19 protein-coding genes are annotated in these 22,950 nt (G+C 69.5%); 10 read left to right on the top strand and 9 right to left on the bottom strand.

Features of this window, described 5'->3' with window-relative positions:
• Positions 1-151 precede the first annotated feature (151 nt).
• On the bottom strand, positions 152-832 hold the full coding sequence (locus AB0H50_RS15000; protein WP_357451850.1) for an NAD(P)H-binding protein: 681 nt from the start codon (positions 830-832) through the stop codon (positions 152-154).
• Positions 833-921: 89 nt separating this feature from the next.
• Between AB0H50_RS15000 and AB0H50_RS14995 the strand changes: the two genes are divergently transcribed.
• A complete protein-coding gene (locus tag AB0H50_RS14995) occupies positions 922-1,620 on the top strand; it encodes a TetR/AcrR family transcriptional regulator (protein WP_357451846.1) in 699 nt (232 codons plus the stop codon).
• Positions 1,617-2,249, top strand: a complete 633-nt coding sequence (locus AB0H50_RS14990; RefSeq protein WP_357451843.1) for a helix-turn-helix domain-containing protein — start codon at positions 1,617-1,619, stop codon at positions 2,247-2,249. Before AB0H50_RS14995 ends, AB0H50_RS14990 begins: the two co-directional genes overlap by 4 nt.
• Here AB0H50_RS14990 and AB0H50_RS14985 read toward each other — a convergent pair.
• Positions 2,239-4,470, bottom strand: a complete 2,232-nt coding sequence (locus AB0H50_RS14985) for an MMPL family transporter (RefSeq protein WP_357451840.1) — start codon at positions 4,468-4,470, stop codon at positions 2,239-2,241. The genes AB0H50_RS14990 and AB0H50_RS14985 overlap by 11 nt on opposite strands.
• A 181-nt stretch (positions 4,471-4,651) precedes the next feature.
• Between AB0H50_RS14985 and AB0H50_RS14980 the strand changes: the two genes are divergently transcribed.
• The 3 genes from AB0H50_RS14980 (at position 4,652) to AB0H50_RS14970 (ending at position 7,700) form a co-directional block, all read left to right on the top strand.
• The gene (locus tag AB0H50_RS14980; RefSeq protein ID WP_357451837.1) at positions 4,652-6,052 is read left to right on the top strand and encodes an SPFH domain-containing protein; all 1,401 of its coding nucleotides are present in this window, start codon (positions 4,652-4,654) and stop codon (positions 6,050-6,052) included.
• 159 nt (positions 6,053-6,211) lie between these two features.
• The gene (locus AB0H50_RS14975) at positions 6,212-7,207 is read left to right on the top strand and encodes a zinc-binding dehydrogenase (RefSeq protein ID WP_357451834.1); all 996 of its coding nucleotides are present in this window, start codon (positions 6,212-6,214) and stop codon (positions 7,205-7,207) included.
• A 49-nt stretch (positions 7,208-7,256) separates the two neighbouring features.
• On the top strand, positions 7,257-7,700 hold the full coding sequence (locus AB0H50_RS14970; RefSeq protein WP_357451831.1) for a MarR family transcriptional regulator: 444 nt from the start codon (positions 7,257-7,259) through the stop codon (positions 7,698-7,700).
• Between the two features lie 61 nt (positions 7,701-7,761).
• Here AB0H50_RS14970 and AB0H50_RS14965 read toward each other — a convergent pair whose 3' ends face one another.
• Complete coding sequence (locus tag AB0H50_RS14965) at positions 7,762-7,974, bottom strand: hypothetical protein (RefSeq protein WP_357453515.1); 213 nt, start codon at positions 7,972-7,974, stop codon at positions 7,762-7,764.
• A gap of 303 nt (positions 7,975-8,277) precedes the next feature.
• Between AB0H50_RS14965 and coaE the strand changes: the two genes are divergently transcribed.
• Positions 8,278-9,468, top strand: coding sequence for a dephospho-CoA kinase (gene coaE, locus AB0H50_RS14960; protein ID WP_357451828.1), 1,191 nt, complete (start codon positions 8,278-8,280; stop codon positions 9,466-9,468).
• A gap of 413 nt (positions 9,469-9,881) precedes the next feature.
• Here the strand turns inward: coaE and AB0H50_RS14955 are convergent, their stop codons facing one another.
• Entirely contained in the window at positions 9,882-10,406 is a 525-nt protein-coding gene (locus AB0H50_RS14955) for a DUF402 domain-containing protein (RefSeq protein ID WP_357451825.1), read from the bottom strand.
• 522 nt (positions 10,407-10,928) lie between these two features.
• Between AB0H50_RS14955 and uvrB the strand changes: the two genes are divergently transcribed.
• Entirely contained in the window at positions 10,929-13,094 is a 2,166-nt protein-coding gene (gene uvrB, locus AB0H50_RS14950) for an excinuclease ABC subunit UvrB (RefSeq protein WP_357451822.1), read from the top strand.
• Between the two features lie 27 nt (positions 13,095-13,121).
• On the opposite strand, the gene AB0H50_RS14945 is transcribed toward uvrB, so the two are convergent.
• Positions 13,122-13,592, bottom strand: coding sequence for a VOC family protein (locus AB0H50_RS14945; protein ID WP_357451819.1), 471 nt, complete (start codon positions 13,590-13,592; stop codon positions 13,122-13,124).
• Between the two features lie 70 nt (positions 13,593-13,662).
• Between AB0H50_RS14945 and AB0H50_RS14940 the strand changes: the two genes are divergently transcribed.
• Together AB0H50_RS14940 and AB0H50_RS14935 are read left to right on the top strand one after the other, a co-directional pair.
• Positions 13,663-14,526, top strand: a complete 864-nt coding sequence (locus AB0H50_RS14940) for a helix-turn-helix domain-containing protein (protein WP_357451816.1) — start codon at positions 13,663-13,665, stop codon at positions 14,524-14,526.
• Between the two features lie 527 nt (positions 14,527-15,053).
• Complete coding sequence (locus AB0H50_RS14935; protein ID WP_357451813.1) at positions 15,054-15,506, top strand: universal stress protein; 453 nt, start codon at positions 15,054-15,056, stop codon at positions 15,504-15,506.
• A gap of 92 nt (positions 15,507-15,598) precedes the next feature.
• Here the strand turns inward: AB0H50_RS14935 and AB0H50_RS14930 are convergent, their stop codons facing one another.
• The 3 genes from AB0H50_RS14930 to AB0H50_RS14920 form a co-directional block, all read right to left on the bottom strand.
• Positions 15,599-17,908, bottom strand: coding sequence for an ATP-binding domain-containing protein (locus tag AB0H50_RS14930; protein ID WP_357451810.1), 2,310 nt, complete (start codon positions 17,906-17,908; stop codon positions 15,599-15,601).
• A gap of 76 nt (positions 17,909-17,984) precedes the next feature.
• Complete coding sequence (locus tag AB0H50_RS14925; protein WP_357451807.1) at positions 17,985-18,332, bottom strand: antibiotic biosynthesis monooxygenase; 348 nt, start codon at positions 18,330-18,332, stop codon at positions 17,985-17,987.
• A gap of 10 nt (positions 18,333-18,342) precedes the next feature.
• A complete protein-coding gene (locus AB0H50_RS14920; RefSeq protein WP_357451804.1) occupies positions 18,343-19,680 on the bottom strand; it encodes a diguanylate cyclase in 1,338 nt (445 codons plus the stop codon).
• Positions 19,681-19,940: 260 nt separating this feature from the next.
• Here AB0H50_RS14920 and AB0H50_RS14915 point away from each other — a divergent pair, with 260 nt between their 5' ends.
• Positions 19,941-21,092: a beta-ketoacyl synthase N-terminal-like domain-containing protein gene (locus AB0H50_RS14915; protein WP_357451801.1), complete on the top strand. Its 1,152-nt coding sequence runs from the start codon at positions 19,941-19,943 to the stop codon at positions 21,090-21,092.
• 32 nt (positions 21,093-21,124) lie between these two features.
• On the opposite strand, the gene AB0H50_RS14910 is transcribed toward AB0H50_RS14915, so the two are convergent.
• The gene (locus AB0H50_RS14910; protein WP_357451798.1) at positions 21,125-22,864 is read right to left on the bottom strand and encodes a GAF domain-containing sensor histidine kinase; all 1,740 of its coding nucleotides are present in this window, start codon (positions 22,862-22,864) and stop codon (positions 21,125-21,127) included.
• Positions 22,865-22,950: the final 86 nt, after the last annotated feature.

Raw genomic sequence — 22,950 nt, 5'->3', positions numbered from 1 at the left:
GTAGAGCACACGCGAAGGCCCCGGTCCCCACGGACCGGGGCCTTCGCCCTTTCCGGGTAGAGAGGGGTTCGGCCGCGGCGGCAAGACCGCGGCCGAACTGCTGCGGGAGTGGTTCCCCAGCGCGCCGCTCGGGGACTGAAACCGTCGCCGCTCAGGCGGCGGCGACGGTGAAGCGACGCTGCGGGAAGCGGGGGTTCTCCGTTTCGTCGAGAAGGGCGACGGCCAGGTCCTCGGCGGAGATGTCGGTGTCGGCGATCAGGAGCTGGTCGCCGCCGACGCGATAGCGGCCGGTGCGGACGCCGGGCTGGACGAAGCCCGACGACGGGCAGAGGTAGGTCCAGTTGCGGTTGGAGAGGCGGTAGACGTTCAACGCGTCCCGCAGCGCCAGCACCACGTCGCGGTATTCGGCGGGCACGCCGAGGTCCTCGGTGAGGATGCGCGTGAATTCCGTTCCGGTGTCCACGAGTTGGCGTCCCGGCGCGACCTCCAGGCTCCCCGCGCCGCCGACCGCGAGCAATCGGATCTCCGGGTGTCGTTCCAGCGCGCCCACCATGGCGTGCGCGCCGGTGACGAAGGCGCTCGCGTTGGCGATGGTGTCGGCGATGCCGTGCCCGGCGTTCACCGCGCTGATCACCACGTCCAGCCCCGCGATGGCCGCCGCGATGCTGTCGGCGTCGAGCCAGTCGGCCACCACCCAGCGCGCCTCGTCACGCTCGGCGGGAAAGCGGGCGGAGTCCCGCGCGAACGCGGTCACGTCGTGCCCGCGCCGCCGCGCCTCCTGGACCACCCGGCCGCCGATGACGCCGCTCGCGCCGAAAATGCCGATCTTCACGATACCCACCTTCTATACGCTGTTCGATTACTACACGCCGTTCAGTAAAGGCACGGCTGATAGTAGTCAAACGCTGTAGAGTGTCAACTGTGGTCGAGGTGAAGAGCCGTCGGGAACGATTGCGCCAGGAGGCGACGGAAGAGATCAAAGCCATCGCGTTGCGCCTGCTCGCCGAAGGTGGTCCGGACGCGATCTCGCTGCGCGCCATCGCGCGCGAGATGGGCATGACCGCGGGCGCGCTGTACGGCTATTTCGCCACCCGCGACGAGCTGATCACCACCCTCATCTCCGACGTCTACACCGGCCTGGTCGACCGGGTGGAGGCCGCGCGGGACGCTGTGCCCGAGGGCGACCCCGGCGGGCGCATCGTCGCCTGGGGAGAAGCCGTCCGAGAGTGGGCCGTGGCGAATCCCGAAGGGTTCCGGTTGATCTACGGCGACCCGGTGCTCGGCTACCAGCCGCCTCCGGAGGGCCCGGCGCGCGAGGCGGAATTGCGCGCCTGCGACGGACTCGTCGGCCTCGCCGCGGCCGCCTGGCCTCGTGCCGCCGCCACGCAGTCCCTCGGGGATTCGACGTGGTCGGACTTCGACCCGGCGCTTGTCGAGCACGTGCGCGCCGACTTCCCCGACTTGCCGCCCGCCGCGCTGGCGCTGGCGCTGCGCATGTGGGGCCGCATGCACGGCCCGATCGCGCTGGAGGTGTACGGCCATCTGCGCCCCCAATCGCAGGACCCGGCAAAGCTTTTCCGCATCGAGATGCTGGATCTGGTGCGGGCGGTGGGCTTGTGACGGCGACGCACGGACGGATTCCCGCCACCGTGTGGGAGCGCAGGAGGATCGAGGCCATGAGCCGGATCCAGCAAGTGGCGCTGGACCTGTTCGACGAGCACGGATACCGCGAGGTGACCGTCGAGCGAGTGGCCGCCGCGGCCGGGGTGTCGCCGAGCTCGGTCTACCGCTACTTCGGCACCAAGGAGATGCTCGTCCTCTACGACGAGGCGGACCCGCAGCTCCTGGAGGTGCTGCGCACGGCGGGCGACGGCGAAACCCTCGATCCCGTAGCGCTTCTCGCGGTGGCGCGCCCGCTGGTGCCGGTGATGATCGGCGCACTGATCACCGCGGACTCCGAACGCCGCATCGCGCGGCGGATGCGGTACGTGCACGCGTTCCCCGAGGTGCGGGACGGTCAGACCCGGCAGATGCGCGAGCTGGAGGAACAGTTCCGCGTGCTGTTCGCCGAGCGCTGCGGGCGCGATCCCAACGACCTGCGGGTCCGGATGGCCGCGTCCACCGCGATCTGGGGCGGCGTAGCGGTGCTCGACCATTGGGCGGGAAAGGGTTTCGCCGGACGGCTGAGCGAGATCTATACCCCGGCGGTGGAATCGATCATCGACGCGCTGGAGGCGATCATCCGCTGACGCGCGCAGTCGCGGTCGTGCCCCGCCATTGCGGCAACCACCAGTTCCACCGGCCGAACAGCCGCATGAAGGCGGGCACCAGGATCAGCCGCACGACGAGCGCGTCGATGGTGATGGCGACCGCCAGCGCGAACCCGATCTGCTTGAGCTCCAACACCTCCGCAGTCACGAAGCTCGCGAACACGGCGACCATGATGGCCGCGGCGGCGGTGATCGGGCGGGCGGTGCGCTGCAAGCCCTCGGCGACGGCGGCGTCGTTGTCCCGGTCGCGGTCCCACGCCTCCTTCATGCGCCGGATGAGGAACACTTCGTAGTCCATCGAGAGGCCGAAGAGCACCGCGAACACCAGCATCGGCAGGTACACCTGGAGGAAGCCGGTGCTTTGGAAGCCGAGCGCGGAATCGCCTATGCCGTATTGGAACACGGCCACCGTGATGCCCAATGCCGCGCCGGTGGCCAGCAGATTCAGCAGGATCGCCTTGACCGCGAGCACGATGCTGCGGAACGCCAGAATCAGGAAGGCCAGCGAGACCGTGAGCACCAGGGCGATCACCCAGGGGAAACGGTCGGTGATCCGTTCGGAGACCTCGGCGAAGGTCGCGGGCGTGCCGCCGACGCGTACTTCCGCGCCCTCGACTTCCGCTGCGCGGGACCGGATCTCGTCGGTGAGCTCGGAGACGGCGGTGGAATCGAAGGACTCCCGCGGCACGACCGCGATCATGATGCGCCCCTCCGACTGCTGGGGCAGCACCGTCGCGACGCGCGGGTCGTTGGAGAGCTCGTCGGCGAACGCGTGCACCTCCGATTGCGCCGCGCTGAGCAGGGGCCCGTCGTCGGGTCCGGTGGCGAGCACCGTGACCGGGGCGAGCAACCCGGGGCCGAAGTTGTCGTTCACCAAGCGGGTCGCCTCGCCGCTCGGCCGGTCGCCGAGCGAACCGAGACCCATGTCGATGCCGTACCGAATGCCGGTGATCGGCGCCGCGGCGACGGCGAGGGCGGCGACGCCGAGCACGCCGAACAGCACCGGCCTGCGCATGACGAGGTGCGCCCAGCGCGCCCACGCGCTCGACGCCGCGGTCGAGCTGGTCTCGGCGGGACGCCACCGCGCGGGCAGGGCTCCGCGGTTCACCGCGGGGCCGAGGGTCGCCAGCAAGGCGGGCAGCAGCGTGACGGCCGCGCCGAGCGTGGCGAGCACGGCCGTCACCACGCCGATCGCGACGCCGTCGAGCATCGGAAGACCAACGGCAGCCAGCGAACACAGCGAAATCAGCACGATGAGGCCGGAGGCGAGCACGGTCCGTCCTGTGGTGTCCAGCGCGACCGCGACAGCAGCATCGATCTCCGCGCGCGCCGAACGGTCGCGCACCCCGCGCCGGGTCAGTTCCTCGTTGAACCGGCTGACGATGAACATGGCGTAGTCGATCGCGGTGCCGGTGGCGATCATGGTGGCGACCGAGAGCACCAGCGAGTCGAAGGTCAGGAAGGTGGTCAGGCCGAACAGCCCGCCGACGGCGAGGGCGATGCCCGCGGCGGTCACCGTGATCGGCAGGGTCGCCGCGGCCACCGCGCCGAGCGCGAAGACCAGTACGGCGGCGGCAACCGGCAGGCCGATCGCTTCCGCGCGCTGCATATCGGCGGTTTCGATGGCCATGAGATCGGCCTGCACCGCGCCGTATCCGGTGACCGCGACCCGGATGTCGGCGTCGGAGACCGCCGTAACGGCCGTCTGCAACCGGGTGGCGATCGCGACCCGTTCGGACATGTTGCCCTCGAGGCCGACGATGCCCAGCGCGGTGTGCCGGTCGGCGGAGATCTGCCCGTCGGCGCTGCCCTGGAACGGGCCCAGCGCGCCGGTGACGCCCGACGTCTCGCGTGCGGCGACGAGCGCCCGATCGACGGCGGCGCGGAATTCGGGGGCGTCCGCGGTGAACCGCGGGGAGTGGAAGACCAGCAGGTCCTGTTCCGCGCCGAACTGCGCGAAGTGTTGTGCCGCAAGGCGATCGACCTCGCTGGACGCCGAGCCGGGCACGGTGTAGTCGGGCGCGCCGAGCCGGTCGTGCAGCAGGGGATAGGCGGCGGTGCCGAGCACCGCGAGCAGCAGCCATACGCCGAGCACGATCCGGCGGTGCCGGGCCATCGCCGCGCCCCAGCGCCCGAGCGCGCGCAGCGGCGGCGGTGCGGTGGGGCGGCTCGGTTCCTTGGTCAGGGTCGGTAGCGGCATGTCCCCTCCGTGGCGTCGAAACCTGAAAGTCACTATCAGATTTGTCTCTCAACCCTAAGACCCGCTTCTGCAAGTGACTACCAGGTGTGGGGGAGGTCACGAATTCGCAGCGCGTTGAGTCCGGCTTCGCGTGAGCGAAAACTGTTGGGGGCGGCTGCATTCGCCGGTAGTGTGCCCGGCCATGGGGAGCAATCCGGGCAAGAACACTTATCTCGATCAGGTCGTCGCCCAGTCGGTCGCGTTGGAGGACGATCTGCGCACGCGGAAGCCGGTCGCCCCGGCACCCCAGGCTCCCAGCGGTCCGCCGCAGCCTCGGGGCGCGCTGGCGAAACGGGCACAGCGGGTCGGGCCGAGCGGGCAGGGGCAGGGGACCGGGCCGGTGGAGGTCCGGGTTACCGGCTTCTGGCGGTGGTGCACAGTTCTGGTGCCGCCCAACGCTTTCGTGGTACACACCAGGCGCGGGCGCGCGGAACCGCTGCACATCGGGCTCGGCGTGTCGTTCCGGTACAACCCGGCCACCGACTCCTACCTCGTGGTGCCCGGCGCGATGCAGACCATCCTGATCAACGCGTACTGCATCTGCCGGGAATTGCAGGGCGTGCTGGTGCAGGGCTACGTGCAGTGGATCATCGAGGATTTCGGCACCGCGTATCGCAAGCTGGACTTCTCCGACGCCGAAGATCCCATGCGGCTGGTCAACATTCAGCTGCGCGAACAGGCCGAGGCGGCCATCAAGGACAAGGTATCCACGATGGGCGTGCGCGACGTGCTCAGCGACAAGCAGCCGATCATCGAGGAGCTCACCGCCCGGTTGCGCGCGGTCGCCGAGGGCAGCGGCGACGCGCCGACCGGCGGCGGTGACCGCGGTCTCGGCCTGCGCATCGTCACCGTGCAGATCAAGGAGGCGGTGGTCAGCTCGTCGACGCTGTGGGAGAACCTGCAGAAGCCCTATCGCACCGAACAGAACCAGGTCGCCCGGCTGGCGGAACTCACCGCGCAGGAGGCGATTTCGGCCAGGGAGGCGGCCGCGCAGCGGTCGAGCGAGGAACGCCGCATCGAGAACGAGCGCGAACTATCGCAGCTGCGCGACCGGACCGAGGCGGAGCGCTTCGACCGCGAGACCGCGGAGACGATGCGGCGCACCACCCGCGAGCACGACGACCGGCGCGCGGTCGCCGAGCTGGCGCAGCAGACGGCGCTGCACGCCGCGCGCCTGGAGCGCGAACAGCACGCCGAGCAGCTCGAGAACCTGCGCCTGCGCCAAGAGCTGCGCCGCCAGGAGGTGGACGGCGAACTGGCGCTGACGACGGCGCGGCAACAGGCCGAGCACGAGGGTGAGCTGCTGGTGGTGCAGTTGGAGCGGGAACGGGTCGCCGCCGCCAACGCGCAGAACGACGCGAGTATCCGGGCGAACCTGGTGGCCAGCCTGCCCGAGATCGTCGAGAAGCTGCCCGCGCCCGCCGAGCTGCGGTCCTACCAGCTCGGCGGAGATCTGTCGGGACTGGCGTCCCTGGTGGCCCAGCTGAACGGGGTGGTCGACGCGTGGACCGCGCGTCGCGCCGCAGGGGAATCCAGGGACTGACCTGTCTCTGCCGTGTCACCCAGGCCCGGCTCCCGGGTGACACGGCATGCGGGCCTGTCATACGTACGTGACATAACGCACGCCCAATTTAGTTGGACACAATTAAGTTGCGTTCTACCCTGGATGCGGTATCGCCGTCGAACAAGCAGAGGAGGCATGATGCGAGCGGTCGTCATCGAAGAGTTCGGAGAGCCGAAGGACGTGCTGACCACGGCGGATCGGCCGGTGCCCGAGCCGGGACCCGGTGAGGTGCGCATCGCCCTCGATCTCGCCCCGATTCACAACCACGATCTCGCGATCATCCGCGGCGTCTACGGCTACCGGCCGTCGCTGCCCGCGATCCCGGGCACCGAAGGCGTCGGGCGGATCGACGCCGTCGGCCCGGGCGTGACCGACCGGACGGTGGGGCAGCGGGTGGCGGTCTCCGGCGCGACCGCGGTGTGGGCCGATTACTTCGTCGCGAAGGCGGCGCAGGCGTTGCCGGTGCCCGACTCGATCGACGACGAGACCGCGGCCCAGTTGCTCGCGATGCCGTTCAGCGCCGCGGTGCTGCTGGACGATCTGCGCGTCGCGGCGGGGGACTGGGTGGTGATCAACGCCGCGAACGGTGCGGTGGGACGGCTGATGAACCTGCTGGCCCGGCGGCGCGGCGTGCGGGTGCTGAATCTGGTGCGCGGCCAGGCGTCGGTGCGGGCGCTGCGCGAACTCGGCTACGAACCGGTCGTCGACACCGAGGCCGACGACTGGCTCGCGCAGGCCGCCGCGGCCACCTCGGGCGCGCCGATCGTGCGCGCCGTGGATCAGGTCGGCGGACGCGCGGGCGCTGACCTGCTCGAGCTGCTCGCGCCGAACGGCGAGCTGATCTCCTTCGGTGCGCTCTCCGGTCAGCCGTGGACGCTCTCTCCGGGCACGCTCATCTTCAAACAGGTAGTGGTGAAGGGCTTTTGGGGCGCGAAGCGGGCCGAGGAGATCGGCGCCGCCGAGCGCACCAGGGTGCTGCGCGACTTGGTGGAGCTGGCCGCGAGCGGCGAGCTGCGGCTGACGGTCGCGGCGGTCCATCCCCTCGATCGTGCGGCCGAGGCCGCGGCCGCCAGCGAACGCCCCGGTCGCAACGCCAAGATCGCCTTGGCGCCCGCCCCCGATCGTGCCGGGTGAATTGCAGGCCACTGAATCGGCTACTACCTTCGAAAAAGAGGTGGTGACCATGACACAGACGAGCGAGCTCCAGCTCGACAACCAGGTGTGCTTCGCGCTGTACGCCGCCTCGCGGGCGCTCACGCGGCTCTATCGGCCGATGCTGGACGACCTCGGGCTGACCTATCCGCAGTACTTGGTGATGCTGGTGCTGTGGGAGCGCGAATCCGTGACGGTGAAAGAGCTGGGTGAGGCGCTCGACCTCGACTCGGGAACGCTGTCGCCCTTGCTGAAACGGCTGGAGACGACGGGATTGCTCACGCGCGTGCGCTCCGCGGAGGACGAGCGGTCGGTGCTGGTGCGACCGACCGAAGCGGGTGCGGTGCTGCGCGAGCGCGCGCGGGACGTCCCGCGGCGGGTGGCCGACGCCACCGGCCTCGACAGGGAGGGCCTTGCCCGATTCCGTGCCGAGGTACGGGAATTCACCGCGGTCGTCGAGAGCGCCCAGCTCTGAGCCGTGCCAGGCACACGACAGTGGCCCAGCCGAGAGGCTGGGCCACTGTCGTCTGGCAAGCTCAGCTGGCGGTCGCCGGTACCCAGTAGGCCGTGGCCATGCTGGAGCGTTTTCGCATGGCCGCGAAACTGTGCCGGGCGGGACTGATCAGTGCGGTGAACCATGAACGGCGGTGCTCGGCGAGCGCGGCCGCGACGGCGGGGATCTGGGTGCAGTGCACCCCGCCCGCCATGCCCAGGCGGTGGCGGGCCGTCTGGTTGATTCTGATGCCCAATGGTCTTCCTTTGCTTGCTGGTATCGGCCTGGATCGCCACGGCGAAGATTAGCGGAACGAAACTGCCGAACACAGTATTTTGCGGAAGTAATTGCCTCGGCGTGTCGGAAACTTGTCGAGCCGCTCGGCGGTCGGGGAGTAAATGTTGCGAATTGGTCTCGGGCGCGTCACGGAACGGGCAATTGGCGCGGACCCGCGTGGAATTCGAGGGGCGACTGGGTAATCGCTTCGATCGGGGATCGGACGCGGGCGCAGGCGCCGGGCGGCAGGGCGGCGCGGGACGGCGGATGCGAAACTGAACGAATGTTGCGGATCGGCCTCACCGGAGGCATGGGAGCTGGCAAGTCGACGGTGGCGCGGATCCTCGCCGAATGCGGCGGGGTGATCGTCGATTCCGACCTGATCGCCAGGGAAGTGGTCGCGCCGGGCACCGAGGGTCTCGCGGCCTTGGTCGAGGCGTTCGGCCCCGGCATACTCGCGGCGGACGGCAGCCTGGACCGCCCCGCGCTCGCGGCCGTCGCGTTCGCCGACGACGCGGCCCGCGCAACCCTGAATTCCATTACCCATCCGCTCGTCGGAAAGCGCACCGCAGAATTGATTTCGGCGGCTCCGGCGGACGCCATTGTGGTGCAGGATATTCCGCTGCTGGTGGAAAACGGACTGGCGCCGTTGATGAATCTGGTGGTGATCGTCGACGTCGACGCGGAAACTCGAATTCGCCGTCTCGCGGAATTTCGCGGTGTCCCGGAATCCGATGCGCGAGCCCGAATTTCAGCGCAGGCGACGGACGAACAGCGGCGCGCGGTGGCCGACGTGCTACTGGACAACAGCGGCCCGGCGGGCGTGATCGACGCCGCGGTGCACCGGCTCTGGGAGCAGCGCCTCATTCCGTTCGAGCGCAACCTGCGCACCGGCACGCCCGCGGCCGCGCGGGAGCCGCGGCTGGCGCCGCACGATCCGGAATGGGCCGCGCAGGCACAGCGGCTCATCGCGCGACTGTGGGTGGCCTGCGGCGCCGCGGCCTCCCGCATCGACCACATCGGTTCCACGGCGGTGCCGGGCCTGCCCGCCAAGGAGGTGCTCGATCTGCAGATCACCGTGGCCGATCTCGCGGCGGCCGACGGGCTGCGCGACGCGCTCGGCGCTGCCGGGTTCCCGGCGAAAGCCCATGTCACACAAGATAATCCGAAGCCGACCGAGGGCGATCCCGACGGGACCGACCTGGCCCGCTGGGCCAAGCGGCTGCACGGCAACGCTGACCCCGGCCGTCCCGCCAACGTGCACATCCGGGTGGACGGGTCGCCCGGCCAGCGGTTCGCGCTGGCCTTCCGTGACTGGTTGCGCGGCGACGCGGCGGCGCGCGAGGAGTACCTCGCGGTGAAGCGCGAGGCGGAGGCCAAGGCGGCCGGGCTCACGGGCGAGGCCGCGTCGGAGGCGTACTACGCGGTGAAGGAACCGTGGTTCGACGCGGTGTATCGGCGAGTACTCGACTGACCGCCCGGACGGTGCGATGGCTCGTATGGCCGCTCCAAGGGCGCGATGCCGGTCGCTCCAAGGGTCCTGTCGCCATATGGTTGGTCCAAGGGTGTGATGGCGCATTGGTTGGTCGAAGGGTGTGATGGACCATTTCGGGCGATTTGGCCGGAAATATTCCGAAATGCCGGGAGCCATCTTTCGGGCGCCGAGAAGTGGCGGCCGTCATATCGGTCCGCGTGTTGGTATCGATGCCGCGGCGCTGTATCCGATTCCAGGGTGCGGCCGCCATTCTTTCCGGCCTCGATCGTTGTGTGTCCCAGTCGACCGAACGGCCGTACCAGAATCCCGGGCATTCCTCCTCTACGTTGTCGAGGGCGATCGCCCGGCGGGAGCGCTCCGCCGGGCGATCGGCGTTTTCCGGGTCGGTGCGATCAGAGCCAGGTCAGCTCGATGTCGCGGGTGGCGAGCCAGCGATCCAGCGAGTGGCCGTGCGCCGCGATCCCATCGATCGCGGCGGTGGCGTGCTGGATGGCGGCCTGCGCCTCGCTCGTGCCGATCAGGCCCGCCGCGTGCGCGGCGAGCAGTTCGTCCACGTCGAGGAGCACGGTCTCGCGCTCGGAGCGCACCACGATGTCGAGGTAGTGGTCGACCGACCGCCACTTCTTCGGTTCGATTCTGGTGAACTCGCCGAGGTCGAGGTAGTAGTCCTGATCGCGGCGATGCGCCGGGTTGTAGTGGAAAACGGTTGCGCGCAGGCCGAGTTCGGGTAGCAGCCAGGACTCCACGTAGTGGAACTGCGGGTGGTCGGCGGTGCGCGCCATGTACAGGCCCCACGGTTCGACGCGATAGCGCTCGACCGCGCGCACGTATCCCTTGGGATCCGTGTTGGTCAGGCTCGCGACGTCGAAGTACTCGACCTTGGGTCGGTGCACGTTCACTGCTGGTGCCTGTGTCATGCAGTCAGAATCTACCGTCGCGGCCGTTCCGTCGAGCGCAGACGACGAGCGCGCTGGTTACAGCCAGGTCAACGTGATGTCGTGCGCGGCGAGACGGCGTTCGACGTCGTGGTCATGCGCCGCGAGCCCGTCCAGTGCGGCGGTGGCCCCACACCCGGGTTGCCGGCTCGGCGCGGCCCGAAACGTTGCGGTTCGATGCCCAATTGCCCTGCGGGGATGGGCAATTCGGACATCGCCGCGCGGTGCGTCGGCGGCGCCCCCTGGAGCTTCCGTGGCGCCGGGGACGCCAGTGGCCGTGGCGACCGCGGGCAGGTAATTGAAAATTGAAATTACATCATTTGCCAATTGATAGCTACTGTCGATATTCTGGACCGCGGCCCAGGCAAGAGTGTTCCGTTCGGTTTCCGCTCCGCCGGGAGTGGGGCCGAGCAGGAGGGGAGTTCGGCCCCACTGACAGGGCCGGTCGCCGACCCAGTCACCGGGCCGCGAAATCTGTCGGTGCCTGCGCCTACGCTGGTTGTCATGGCTTTCGCTACCGAGATTCCCGCCGAGGGCGAGACGCCCCTCGCGCATTCGGAGTTCCGTCCCGTCGGCTCCATCGAGCGCGCCGACGGGCAGTTCCAGGTGGTCAGCGAGCATCGGCCCGCGGGCGACCAGCCCGCGGCCATCGCGGAACTGGAGCGCCGGATCAAGGCGGGGGAGCGCGACGTCGTACTGCTCGGCGCCACCGGCACCGGCAAATCGGCCACCACGGCCTGGCTCATCGAGAAGTTGCAGCGCCCCACCCTGGTGATGGCGCCGAACAAGACGCTCGCCGCCCAGCTGGCCAACGAACTGCGTGAGATGTTGCCGCACAACGCGGTCGAGTACTTCGTCTCGTACTACGACTACTACCAACCCGAGGCGTACATCGCCCAGACCGACACCTACATCGAGAAGGACAGCTCGATCAACGACGACGTGGAGCGGTTGCGCCACTCGGCGACCTCGAGCCTGCTCTCCCGCCGCGACGTGGTGGTGGTCGCCTCGGTGTCGTGCATCTACGGCCTCGGCACGCCGCAGTCCTACCTGGACCGCTCGGTGCAGCTGGAGGTCGGCGCCGAGGTCGACCGCGACGCGCTGCTGCGGCTGCTGGTCGACGTGCAGTACACCCGCAACGACATGGCCTTCACCCGCGGCTCGTTCCGGGTACGCGGCGATACCGTCGAGATCATCCCCTCCTACGAGGAGCTCGCGGTGCGTATCGAGTTCTTCGGCGACGAGATCGAGGCGCTCTACTACCTGCACCCGCTGACCGGCGACGTGGTGCGCAAGGTGGACACGGTGCGCATCTTCCCGGCGACCCACTACGTGGCGGGCCCGGAGCGCATGGAGCGGGCCACCCGCGACATCGAACAGGAGCTGGAGGAGCGCCTCGCCGAGCTGGATCGGCAGGGCAAGCTGCTGGAGGCGCAGCGGCTGCGCATGCGCACCCAGTACGACCTGGAGATGATCCGGCAGGTCGGGTTCTGCTCCGGCATCGAGAACTACTCGCGCCACATCGACGGCCGCCCGGCCGGATCGGCGCCGGCGACGCTGCTCGATTACTTCCCCGAGGACTTCCTGCTCGTCATCGACGAGTCGCACGTCACCGTGCCGCAGATCGGCGGCATGTACGAGGGCGACATGTCGCGCAAACGGAACCTCGTCGAGTACGGCTTCCGGCTGCCGTCCGCGGTCGACAACCGCCCGCTGACCTGGGAGGAATTCGCCGAACGCATCGGGCAGACCGTCTACCTGTCCGCGACTCCCGGCCCGTACGAACTCGGGCAGGCGGGCGGCGAGGTGGTCGAGCAGGTCATCCGCCCGACCGGCCTGGTCGACCCGCAGGTGGTGGTGAAGCCGACCAAGGGCCAGATCGATGACCTGGTGCACGAGATCCGGCAGCGCACCGACCGCGACGAGCGGGTGCTGGTCACCACGCTCACGAAGAAGATGGCCGAGGATCTCACCGATTACCTGCTCGGGCTCGGCGTGCGGGTGCGGTACCTGCACTCGGAGATCGACACGCTGCGCCGCGTCGAGCTGCTGCGCCAGCTGCGCCTCGGCGAGTACGACGTGCTGGTCGGCATCAACCTGCTGCGCGAGGGCCTCGACCTGCCCGAGGTCTCGCTCGTCGCCATCCTGGACGCCGACAAGGAAGGCTTCCTGCGCAGCAGCACCAGCCTCATCCAGACCATCGGCCGCGCGGCCCGCAATGTCTCCGGCGAGGTGCACATGTACGCCGACAAAGTCACCGACTCCATGCGCCACGCGATCGAGGAGACCGAGCGGCGCCGGGCCAAGCAGATCGCCTACAACGAGCAGATGGGGATCGACCCGAAGCCGTTGCGCAAGAAGATCGCCGACATCCTCGATCAGGTGTACCGCGAGGCCGACGAGGTCGAGGTCGGTGGCTCCGGTCGCAACGTCAGCCGTGGCCGCCGCGCCCAAGGCGAGCCGGGCCGGGCGGTGAGCGCGGGAGTCTACGAGGGCCGCGACATCAAGGCGATGCCGCGCGCCGAACTCGCCGATCTGGTCAAGGAACTCACCGCGCAGATGATGAACGCGGCCCGCGAACTCCAATTCGAGCTCGCGGGCAGGCTGCGCGACGAGATCGCCGACCTGAAGAAGGAACTGCGCGGCATGGACGCCGCCGGACTGAGCTGAGTCGCGGTGGCGTCCGCCGTCGTGGCCTCAGCTCTGCGTCGCCATCCACTCGTCGACCCGGCGCTGGGCCTCCTCGCGCGAGATGTCCTCGACCCGCGTCATCACCGCCCAGCGGTGGCCGAACGGGTCGATCACGACGCCGAAGCGATCGCCGGTGACGAAGGTCTGCGGCTCCTCGACGCTGCGTGCGCCGTGCTCGACGGCGCGCTGCACGACGGCGTCGACGTCGGGGCAGTAATGCACGATCGAGGTGTGCACCCACTCGCCGTTCGGGGCCTGGACACCGTTGGCGGGCATGGGCATACCGAGTTGCAGCGTCGAATCGCCGATCTCGAGTTCGGCGTGCGCGGGCTGGCCGTCGGGCAGGTCGCTGCGGCTGACCACCTTCGCGCCGAAGACCGCGGAGTAGAACTCGATGGCCTTGTTCGCGTCGGCGACCGCGAGGAAACAGGTGATCGAGTGGTAGCCGGAGGGGATGGGATTCACCGATGTCGTCATGGCTTCCACCCTGTCAGGGCGGGCACGCCCGATCTTGTAAGAAAGCGACACCCGTCGAGGAGAAGGCGTGATGGCCACTGAGGGACGGACACCGCCCGACAGCGAGAAGGGAATACTGCACCCGAGGGAGCAGTCCCGCCACCGGAGCTTGGCCAGGCTCCCTGCGGGGCCGGGGGTCGGCGAGTTCGTGGAGTGGTACTGGGCGGTGCGCTGGGATCTGCGCGGCCGTTCTCCGTATGTCTCGGAGGTGCTGCCATTTCCGTGCGTGAACGTCACTTTCGAACGGTCAGCGCAGCGCACCGGCGGCTTCGTCACCGGTGTGTGCACCACCAAGTTCACCCGTGAACTGACCGGGCTGGGGATGACCTTCGGCGTGCGGTTCCGGGCGGGTGGGTTCGGCGCCTTCACCGGATTGGACGTCGCGTCCCTGCGCGACCGATCGGTGGCGCTCACCGACGTGTTTCCGGATGCCTCCGACCTCGCCGACCGGGTGCTGTCCGCCGCGTCCGACGAGGACCGCCGCGTGCTGGCCGAGGAGTTTCTCGCGCCGCGCGCAGGCGGTCACGACCCCACGTTCCTGCTGGTGACGCGCATCGTGCACGACATGGAGCACGACCGGTCGCTCACCAGGGTGGATCAGGTCACCGAGCGATTCGGCGTGCCCGTCCGCACCCTGCAGCGGATGTTCCGGCGCTATGTCGGCGCGGGACCGAAGTGGGTGCTGCGCCGCTACCGGTTGCAGGACGGTGCGGAACTGCTCGCCAACGGGCGGCACGCGGATTTGGCCGCGCTGGCCGTCGAACTCGGCTATTTCGATCAGGCGCATTTCTCCCGTGAGTTCGCGGCGGAGGTGGGAATGGCGCCGTTGGAGTACGCGCGGCATTCGTCGCGTGCGGCATCCGATTTGGTCGCGGCGTCCCGGCCCGCCGGGTGAATCCGGTCGATAAACGGTCGTTATTCGGAAGGTGTGGGGCAACGGACGGATATCGGCTCCGCGGCGGGAAGCCCGCGCGGCAGGCTGCAACGCAACTGGTCAAGGGCTCATTGGGGCCGTAACCGCGCCCGTGCGTCACCGTTGTCCCGGTGCGGCGGCACACGGGGAACGGTATCTTGTGATGAATATCCCAGGCACAGAAGAACGTTCACCGCGGTTGTGATGTGTCACAGGTTTACCGGCGCGAAATAGAATCCGCGCAGGTCGGTAAGGCCCTGCAGGATTCGGTGTGCGAACGCCGGGCGGAAAGCCCGACATCGGCGAGTGTGATGTGTTGCGATTTCTGCTGTTTCCGCCTGGATTGCGGCTATGGTCGAGCGCAGTCGCCGCGCCGGTGCCCGACATGCCGGACGCAGGCACTCGACCCGCACAGTTGGAGGAGAGATCGTGAGCGAGCGAAGCGAGCGAACCAGAGGCGCGGCGCCACAGGCGGCCATGCCGGTGCCGAGCGCCAGCGAGGTGGAGGCATGACCGCCTACCGGACCATTGTCGTCGGTACCGATGGATCGGAGTCGTCGTACGTAGCCGTCGAGAAGGCCGCGTCGCTGGCCGCCGACGCCGGCGCCACCCTGATCGTGGCCTGCGCCTACTATCCGACCGACGATCGCGACGTCGCGGCCGCGGCCGATGTGCTCAAGGACGAGGCCTACCAGGTGCGCGGCTCCGCCCCCACCAACGAGATCCTGCGCATCGCCAGGGACAAGGCGGCCGCCGCGGGCGCCGAGGAGATCGTCGAGCGCGCCATCGTCGGCGAACCGGTGGATTCGCTGCTCGGCCTGATCAAGGAGACCCAGGCGGACCTGCTGGTCGTCGGTAACCGCGGCCTGAACACCCTGGCGGGCCGCCTGCTCGGCTCGGTGCCCTCCGATGTGGCGCGCAAGTCCCGCTCGGACGTGCTGATCGTGCACACCGTCCGATAGGAATCCCCGCGAAAGCTCCGTATCGCCCGTCCGGTGCGATGCGGAGCTTTCGCGCATTCGGCTGCGGCCGTGGGCGTCGCGGCCCGTGCCGGTCAGCTTTGGACCGACCGCTCCAGCGTCGCCAGCACCTCGGGCAGGTCCTCGCTGTGCACCACGGTGAGCCGCTGGGTGGCCCGCGTCAGTGCCACGTACAGGTCGTTCATCCCGCGCGGTGATTCCGCGAGGATCCGCGCCGGTTCGACCAGGATCACCGCGTCGAACTCCAGACCCTTCACGTCGTGCACCGTCAGCACCCGCACCGCTTCCCCGGCCAGTTCGGCCAGTTCGGCGACCAGCGGGTGCGGCGCGATCACCGCGGTGGTGCCAGGTCCCTGTTCCGCGGCCACGAAACTCTCCACCGCGCCGGGCAACTCGGCCGCGCCGACTCGCTTGGCCCGCGGCGGATTCCCGGTCGCGCGGACCGAGCGCGGCGTCGTGGCCTTCGGGTCGATGACGGCGAGCACCTCGGCGGCGACCGCCATGATCTCGGCAGGGGTGCGGTAGTTCACCGTCAGCTCGGTGCGCTTCCACCGTTGTGCCACATAGGGTTCCAGCATCTGCTGCCAGGACGACGCGCCCGCAGGGTCGCCGGTCTGGGCCACGTCGCCGACCACGGTGATCCACCGGTTCGGGATGCGCCGCATCACCATGCGCCACGCCATCTCCGAGAGTTCCTGCGCCTCGTCCACGATGACGTGCCCGTAGGTCCAGGTGCGGTCGCCCGCGGCGCGTTCGGCGGTGGTCTGCCTGGCGCGCACGTCCTGGCGCTCGGCCAGCTGGCTCGCGTCGATCAGGTCGTAGGCCATCAGGATCTCGGGATCGAGCTCGTCCTCGAGATCCTGCGGCGCCGAGCCGGTGAGGATGTCCAGCGCGTCCTGCGCCTCGGCCAGCTGCGCCCGCCAGCGGCGGCGGGCGCGCCCCCGCTCCTCGGTGTCGTCGACGCCGAGCAGCTCGGCTAGTTCGTCGAGCAAGGGCGCGTCGGCGGCGCTGAACTCGCCATCGTCGGGGCGGATCAGCTCCGCGCGGTCCTCGGGGGAAAGGCTCGCCGCCGCCCGGTCCAGCCGCTGCGGGTCGGCCAGCAGATCGGCCAGCACCTCCTGCGGGGACAGGATCGGCCACAGCCGCCCGATGGCCGCCTGCACCCCGGGATCGGATTTCATCTCGTCGCGGATCTCGGCGAGATCGGTGCGGCTGAGCAGGCTCGGACCGCCCGAGAGATCGGCGCCCATGGTCTGCGCCAGCTGGTCGGTGAGCGCGTCGATCACCGAACTGGCGAAGATCGGCCGGGCCAGGTTGTGCGGGCGGCGCGACGAGCGCGCGCGGCCGCGGGCCTTGGTCGCGATCTTCTTGTCCAGCGTCACCGGATAGCCGTCGAAACTCAGGCGGACCGGTTCGGCGGGCACCTCCTGCCGGTCGCGCACCGCCTGCTTGAGCACGTCGAGAATGCCCAACGCGCCCTTGATCTCACCCGCGCGCAGCGAATCCTCGCGGGTCGCCTTCACGCCGGGGTACAGGTCGCCGATGGTGGACAGCAGCACGCCCGTCTCGCCGAGCGAGGGCAGCACCTGGCCGATGTAGTCGAGGAAGGTCGCGTTCGGGCCGATGATCAGCACGCCGCTCTTGGCCAGCTGCTGGCGGTAGGTGTAGAGCAGGTAGGCGGCGCGGTGCAGCGCCACGGCGGTCTTGCCGGTGCCCGGCCCGCCCTGCACCACCAGCACGCTCTTGTGCTCGGAGCGGATGATCGCGTCCTGCTCGCTCTGGATGGTCTCGACGATGTCGTTCATGTGGCCGGTGCGGGCCGCGTTGAGGGCCGCGAGCAGCGCGCTCTCGCTGCCGACGCCGCCGTCCGACTCCACCGTGCCTGCCTGTTCGGCGGCCGTCAGGTCCAGGTACTCGTCGTTGACCGCGGTGACCCGCCGGTTGCGGGTGCGGATGTGGCGGCGGCGGGTCACGCCGTCCGGCGTGGCGGTGGTGGCCAGGTAGAACGGCCGGGCCAGCGGGGCGCGCCAGTCGAGCAGCAGGGTGGCGTAGTCGTCCTTCTCGTCCAGGATGCCGAGGCGGCCGATGTAGCGCGGTTCGTCGCCGTCGAGGTCGATGCGACCGAAGCACAGGCCGTGTTCGGCGGCGTCGTACTTGGCCAGATCCTCGGAGTACAGCTGGCTGAACGACTCGCGTTCGCTGCGCGCCTGTGGGGTGCCTCCGGTCTCCAGCAGCACGGTGCGCAGCCGGTTCTTGGCGTATGCGCGCATCCCGTCGAGCCGGTCGTAGAGCACCGACAGGTAAGCCTGCTCCTTCTCGATTTCGCGGGTCCGCGCGACCGCGCCGTCGGTGGCGGCACGGTCGTGGGCGAGGCGGTCGGGCAAACTGGACTCCTTGTCACCGCGATGGGGCGAACGCGCGCCGATGCCGTGCGCGCGTCGGAAAACAGAGTTGTCGAGTCTACTGCGAGTTAGGCACGCCCGCTGTAACCGCAGGTGGGGCCTCGGAACCCGGGTCGGTGAGCACCGGTTCGAAGTGCTCGACCACCGGGAACGGTGCGTAGAAGTGATGCAGCAGCGCCTTCCACCGCAGGTACTCCGGTGACCGCCGGAACCCGTCGACGTGGTCGCTCAGCCGCTCCCACTCCACCAGCAGCAGATAGACGCCAGGCGACTCGACGCAGCGCGAGAGCGACAGCGAGCGGAAGCCGGGCATGCCTGCGATGAGCGGCCTCGCCTCGGCGAAGGCGGCCTCGAAGGCGGCGGCGAGCTCCGGGCGGACGGGCAGCAGGGCGTGTTCGACGATCATGCGGTGACTTTCAGGACGCGTGTGTGTTGTTGGTGCGGCCCTTGCCGACACCGGTCTCGCGGTGGGGCGGCTTGGCGCGGTACATGGCGACGTCGGCGTCGTGCAGCACGGCTTCGGGCGTGCGGCGGTCGCCTGGGTCGAGTTCGGTGACGCCGATGGAGGCGTCCACCGCGATCCGGTGCCCGCGCGCGATGATCGGCTCGGACATGGTGGAGCGCAGCCGATGGACCAGCCCGCCCACGTCGACGTGGCGGCCGCGGCCGGAGAGCAGGACCAGAAACTCGTCGCCGCCCAGCCGTCCGACCAGGTCGTCGGCGCGCAGCGCGCGCTGCAGGCGCTGCGCCACGATCTGCAGCACGGTGTCGCCGATGGCGTGGCCGAGCGTGTCGTTGATGGACTTGAAGCCGTCGAGGTCGATGAACAGCACCGTCGAGTAGGGCAGGTCAGCGCTGGTGGCCAGCGCGCCGGCCAGCTGGGACAGGATGAGCGAGCGGTTGGCCAGTCCGGTCAGCGAGTCGTGTGTCGCCTGGTACTCCAATTGGCGTCGGCTGGCGCGGAATTCGGTGATGTCGGCGAAGGAGGAGACCGCGGGGGAGTCAGGGTCGCCGGGATTGAGCAGCCTGCTGCTGCCGGAGAGCCAGCGGCGCTGGCCGTCCCTGCGGTCGACGCCGAAGACGTAGCCGGTGACCGTCTCGCCGGTGGCCAGCGTGCGCGCCATCGGATGCCTGCTCGGCGGCAGCGGCTGGGCGTTGGCGTCGAGCAGCACCATCGGCAGCTCGTCGATGGTGCTGCCGACGATGTCGTCGTGCCGCTCGCCGGTGCCGAAGATGCGCCGTGCCGCCGGGTTCGCCGATTCGATGCGCCCGCCGCGATCGATGACGACCACGCCCTCCTCCAGCTGGGAGACCACCGTGGTGAAGTGCTGTTCGGCGCGGCGCTGGGCGTCCTCGGCGGCCCGCTGCGCGGTCAGATCGTGGATGACCACCTGATACGCGAAGTGGTCGTGCCACGGGGTGAGCACCGAGACCGTCTCGACCGGCACCGTCTCACCGTTCGCGCGCAGCAGCAGCATCTCGGTCGGCACCGAGGCGGTGCCCTTGCTGGTCAGCAGTTCGATGCGCTCGCGCATCGCCGGGATGGAGTCGGGGTGCACGAAGCGGGTGAGCGGCTGGCCGACGACGTCGTCGGCGCTGTGCGCCGCGAGCAGCCGGACGGTGGCCTTGTTGACGTAGACGATGACGCCGTTCTCGTGCACGCAGATACCGTCCGGCGTGTGCTCGACCAGGGACCGATAGCGCTGCGCCAGCTGCTCGGCGTCGACGGCGACGCCCGTCGTCTCCTCACCCACTCGCAAACCCCCGATCGTCAACCGACCTATGGCCATTGGAACATGGGATTATTCTGGTGTCGACGCGCGCGAGATCCCAGCGTCGACGCACTTGCTTCGATCACCGTTCGGGCACTCCATCGGGCCCTGTCCGGTGATCATGACAGACGCCGGTTCCTCCGGGAACAGGTCGGACCGGGGTGGCCGGTCCGGAGATCCGGTGAAGGAGCGATGCCATGCCGGGTGCTATTCCGGAGCGCAGAGATCGGTCTCGAAATCATATGTCCATCGCCGGGGTCGGCGCCGTGACCGGCTACGGGTGGGGGCGCGAGTCGCTGTGGCAGGGCCTGCTCAGCGGCAAGTCCGCCGCGCAGCTGCAACCCGGGTACGGGCCGGGCCGCGACGAGCACGCGTGGGTGACGCTGGTGCCGAACGGCGGCGACGAGGCCGTGAGCCCTAGTCGGTACGGCCGTGCCATGCACGAATCGGCGCGTGAGGCGATCGCCGACGCTTGCACGCGTGGCTGGCGGCCCGGCCGCACGGTGGGCCTGCTGCACGCGATCGTGCTCGGCGACGTGGTGAACTGGCGCGATTTCTACCAGATCGACGAGGGCCACCGCCGCTCTCGTGACTACCTGCGGCTGCTGCCCTCGACGCCGATCTCTGTGCTGATGCAGGAGTTCGGTTTCCACGGTCCGTCGATGAACGTGTCGGCGGCGTGCAGTTCGGCCAACGTCGCGATCGTCACCGCCAACCTCTGGCTGGACAGCGGCATCGCCGACGACGTCATCTGCGTGGCCACCGACATGTCCGCGACGCCGGACATGGTCGAGCACTTCGTCCGGCTCGGCGCCGCGATCACCGACGCCGAGCCGCTGGACGCGTGCCGTCCCTTCCAGGAGGGCAGCCGCGGCTTCGGCTTCGCGGAGGCCTCGGTGGCGTTCGTGCTGACCCGCGCCGTCGATCGGCCGTACGCGGCGGTGCTCGGCGGCGGCATGACCAACGACGGCTACCACGTGGTCTCGGTGGAACCGGAGCACGCGCAGATCATCGACTGCGCGCGCCGCGCCCTCGCCCAGGCGGGGGTGCGCCCGGACGAGATCGCGTACTTCAACGCGCACGGCACCGGAACGCGGCAGTGCGAGCTGGCCGAGCGCGATCTGGTCGCGCGAGTGCTCGACGATCGCCCGCACGTGTACGCGCTGAAACCGCTCACCGGGCACAGTCAGGGCGCCGCCGCGGGCGTCGAGGTGGCCGTCGCGGCGATGGCCTACCAACGCGGCGTGCTGCCCGCCCCGCCGATCGTGGCCCCTGCGCACCCGCGGTTGCTGGACGGCCCGACGCCGTTCTGTGGCGGCCTGACGCTGAAGTCCTCGCTCGGCATGGGCGGGCACAACTCGATGCTGGTGCTCGGGCCCCCGTCCGGCAGGTGAGTTCACCGGGCCGGGGGACGATTCGGCTCGCGTCAGTCCGCGGGTAGCGGCACCGACCAGCGCAGCCGCGTCCCCGGCAGTTCCGCGCTGTCGGCGAACTGGTCCGCGTGACCGATCGAGAAGCTGCCGTCGGACTTCTCGGCCCGCTGCTCCAGATTCCGCAGGCCGCTGCGGATGACGTGATTCGGCACGCCCCAGCCGTTGTCGGTGACCACGATCGTCAGATCGTCGGCCACGCTGATCTCCACCGCGATCGTGTCGGCGCCGGAATGCCGCACCGCGTTGCTCACCGCCTCGCGCACCACCGCCTCGGCGTGGTCCGCGAGTTCGGCCTCCAGCACCGACAGCGGCCCGCTCACCTGGACGGTGGCCTTCAGCGTGGTCTCGGCGGTCTGCTGGCGCACCGCGTGCTCGATGCGCTGCTGCAATCCCGCGCTGTGCTCGTCGCCGCCGTGCAGGTCGAAGATGGAGGTTCGGATCTCCTGCACCACTTCCTGCAGCTCGTTGATCGAGGTCGACAACCGTTGGCGCACTTCGGGAACCACCGCCTTCGGCAACGACCCTTGCAGCGTGAGGCCGATGGCGAACAGCCGCTGGATCACGTGATCGTGCAGGTCGCGGGCGATGCGGTCGCGGTCGGCGAGGATGTCCAGCTCGCGCATCCGCCGCTGGGTGTCGGCCAGCTGCATGGCCATCGCGGCCTGGTCGGTGAATGCGGCGGTGAGTTCGACGAGTTCGTCGGGATAGGGCGCGGTCCCGATCGGCCGCACCGCGACGAGCACGCCGAGTGTGGCGTCCGGTGTGCACAACGGCAGGACCAGTGCGGGACCCACATCGGCCAGCGGCACACCGAGATCGATGCGCGCCGCGTCGTCGAAGCGCAACGGTGTGCGCCGGGTGAACGCCTCGCCGAGCGCGGTGCCCTCGGTGGAGGCGAGCCAGCCCTCGTGCCCGGCGCCGGGACCCGACCACTGGGTGAGCACGAGTTCGCCGATCTCGCCGGGTGATACTCGTTCGTCGAGGCGGGCGAGGAAGCAGCGGTGCGAGCCGGTCAAGGTTCGGGCGTGGTCGACCACGTGTGCGAGCGCGCGCTCGGATGCGGTGCCTGCGAGGAATTCGGTGGCGATGTCGCGGGTGGCCTCGATCCAGGCCTGTCTGGTGCGGGCCGACTCGTAGAGGCGCGCGTTGTCGACCGCGATGCCTGCCGCCGCGGCCAGTGCCTGCACCAGCACGTCGTCGTCCTCGGTGAATGGTTGTCCGCCTGCCTTTTCGGTGAGGTAAAGGCTGCCGAACACCTCGTCGCGGATGCGCACCGGCACGCCGAGGAACGTGTGCATGGGCGGATGCCCCGGCGGAAAACCCACGGACTCGGCATGTTCGGTGAGGTCGTCGAGCCGCAGCGGTTTCGGGCGGTTGAACACCACGCCGAGCACGCCGTGTCCGGCGGGCAGCTGGCCGATGCGCTGCCGGACCGCCTCGTCCATGCCCTCGTCGATGAACTGGACCACCTGCCGGTCGTGCCCGCGCACCGCGAGCGCGCCGTATCGGGCGTCGACCAGGCTGGTCGCGGTGCGGACGATGGCGCGCAGCGTGTCGTCCAGATCGAGGCCGGAGGTGACGGTGAGCATCGCCTCGACCAGGCCGTCCATCCGGTCGCGCGAGTCGATGATCAGCTCGACACGCTCCTTGACCTCGCTGAGCAGTTCGCGCAGGCGCAGTTGCGAGAGCGTGTCGCGCACCGAGTACAGGCCGTTACCGCTGTCTTCGGTCATCTCGGTTCCTGTTCAGGTGGGCGCGTGAACAGCGCCTCGGCCAGTCTAATTCGCGGATCAGGGACTTTTGGCCCTGTTCGCGGTGA

This window comes from Nocardia sp. NPDC050793, from assembly GCF_040654065.1.
Classification (GTDB): Bacteria; Actinomycetota; Actinomycetes; order Mycobacteriales; family Mycobacteriaceae; genus Nocardia.
This window is presented reverse-complemented; position numbering and strand designations above follow the sequence as displayed.

Bases quoted from the DNA above. Each gene is read 5' to 3' on its own strand.
- AB0H50_RS14985 (WP_357451840.1), bottom strand. From the start codon at position 4,470: ATGCCGCTACCGACCCTGACCAAGGAACCGAGCCGCCCCACCGCACCG.
- AB0H50_RS14980 (WP_357451837.1), top strand. From the start codon at position 4,652: ATGGGGAGCAATCCGGGCAAGAACACTTATCTCGATCAGGTCGTCGCC.
- AB0H50_RS14975 (WP_357451834.1), top strand. From the start codon at position 6,212: ATGCGAGCGGTCGTCATCGAAGAGTTCGGAGAGCCGAAGGACGTGCTG.
- AB0H50_RS14970 (WP_357451831.1), top strand. From the start codon at position 7,257: ATGACACAGACGAGCGAGCTCCAGCTCGACAACCAGGTGTGCTTCGCG.
- coaE (WP_357451828.1), top strand. From the start codon at position 8,278: ATGTTGCGGATCGGCCTCACCGGAGGCATGGGAGCTGGCAAGTCGACG.
- AB0H50_RS14955 (WP_357451825.1), bottom strand. From the start codon at position 10,406: ATGACACAGGCACCAGCAGTGAACGTGCACCGACCCAAGGTCGAGTAC.
- uvrB (WP_357451822.1), top strand. From the start codon at position 10,929: ATGGCTTTCGCTACCGAGATTCCCGCCGAGGGCGAGACGCCCCTCGCG.
- AB0H50_RS14945 (WP_357451819.1), bottom strand. From the start codon at position 13,592: ATGACGACATCGGTGAATCCCATCCCCTCCGGCTACCACTCGATCACC.
- AB0H50_RS14940 (WP_357451816.1), top strand. From the start codon at position 13,663: ATGGCCACTGAGGGACGGACACCGCCCGACAGCGAGAAGGGAATACTG.
- AB0H50_RS14935 (WP_357451813.1), top strand. From the start codon at position 15,054: ATGACCGCCTACCGGACCATTGTCGTCGGTACCGATGGATCGGAGTCG.
- AB0H50_RS14925 (WP_357451807.1), bottom strand. From the start codon at position 18,332: ATGATCGTCGAACACGCCCTGCTGCCCGTCCGCCCGGAGCTCGCCGCC.
- AB0H50_RS14915 (WP_357451801.1), top strand. From the start codon at position 19,941: ATGTCCATCGCCGGGGTCGGCGCCGTGACCGGCTACGGGTGGGGGCGC.
- AB0H50_RS14910 (WP_357451798.1), bottom strand. From the start codon at position 22,864: ATGACCGAAGACAGCGGTAACGGCCTGTACTCGGTGCGCGACACGCTC.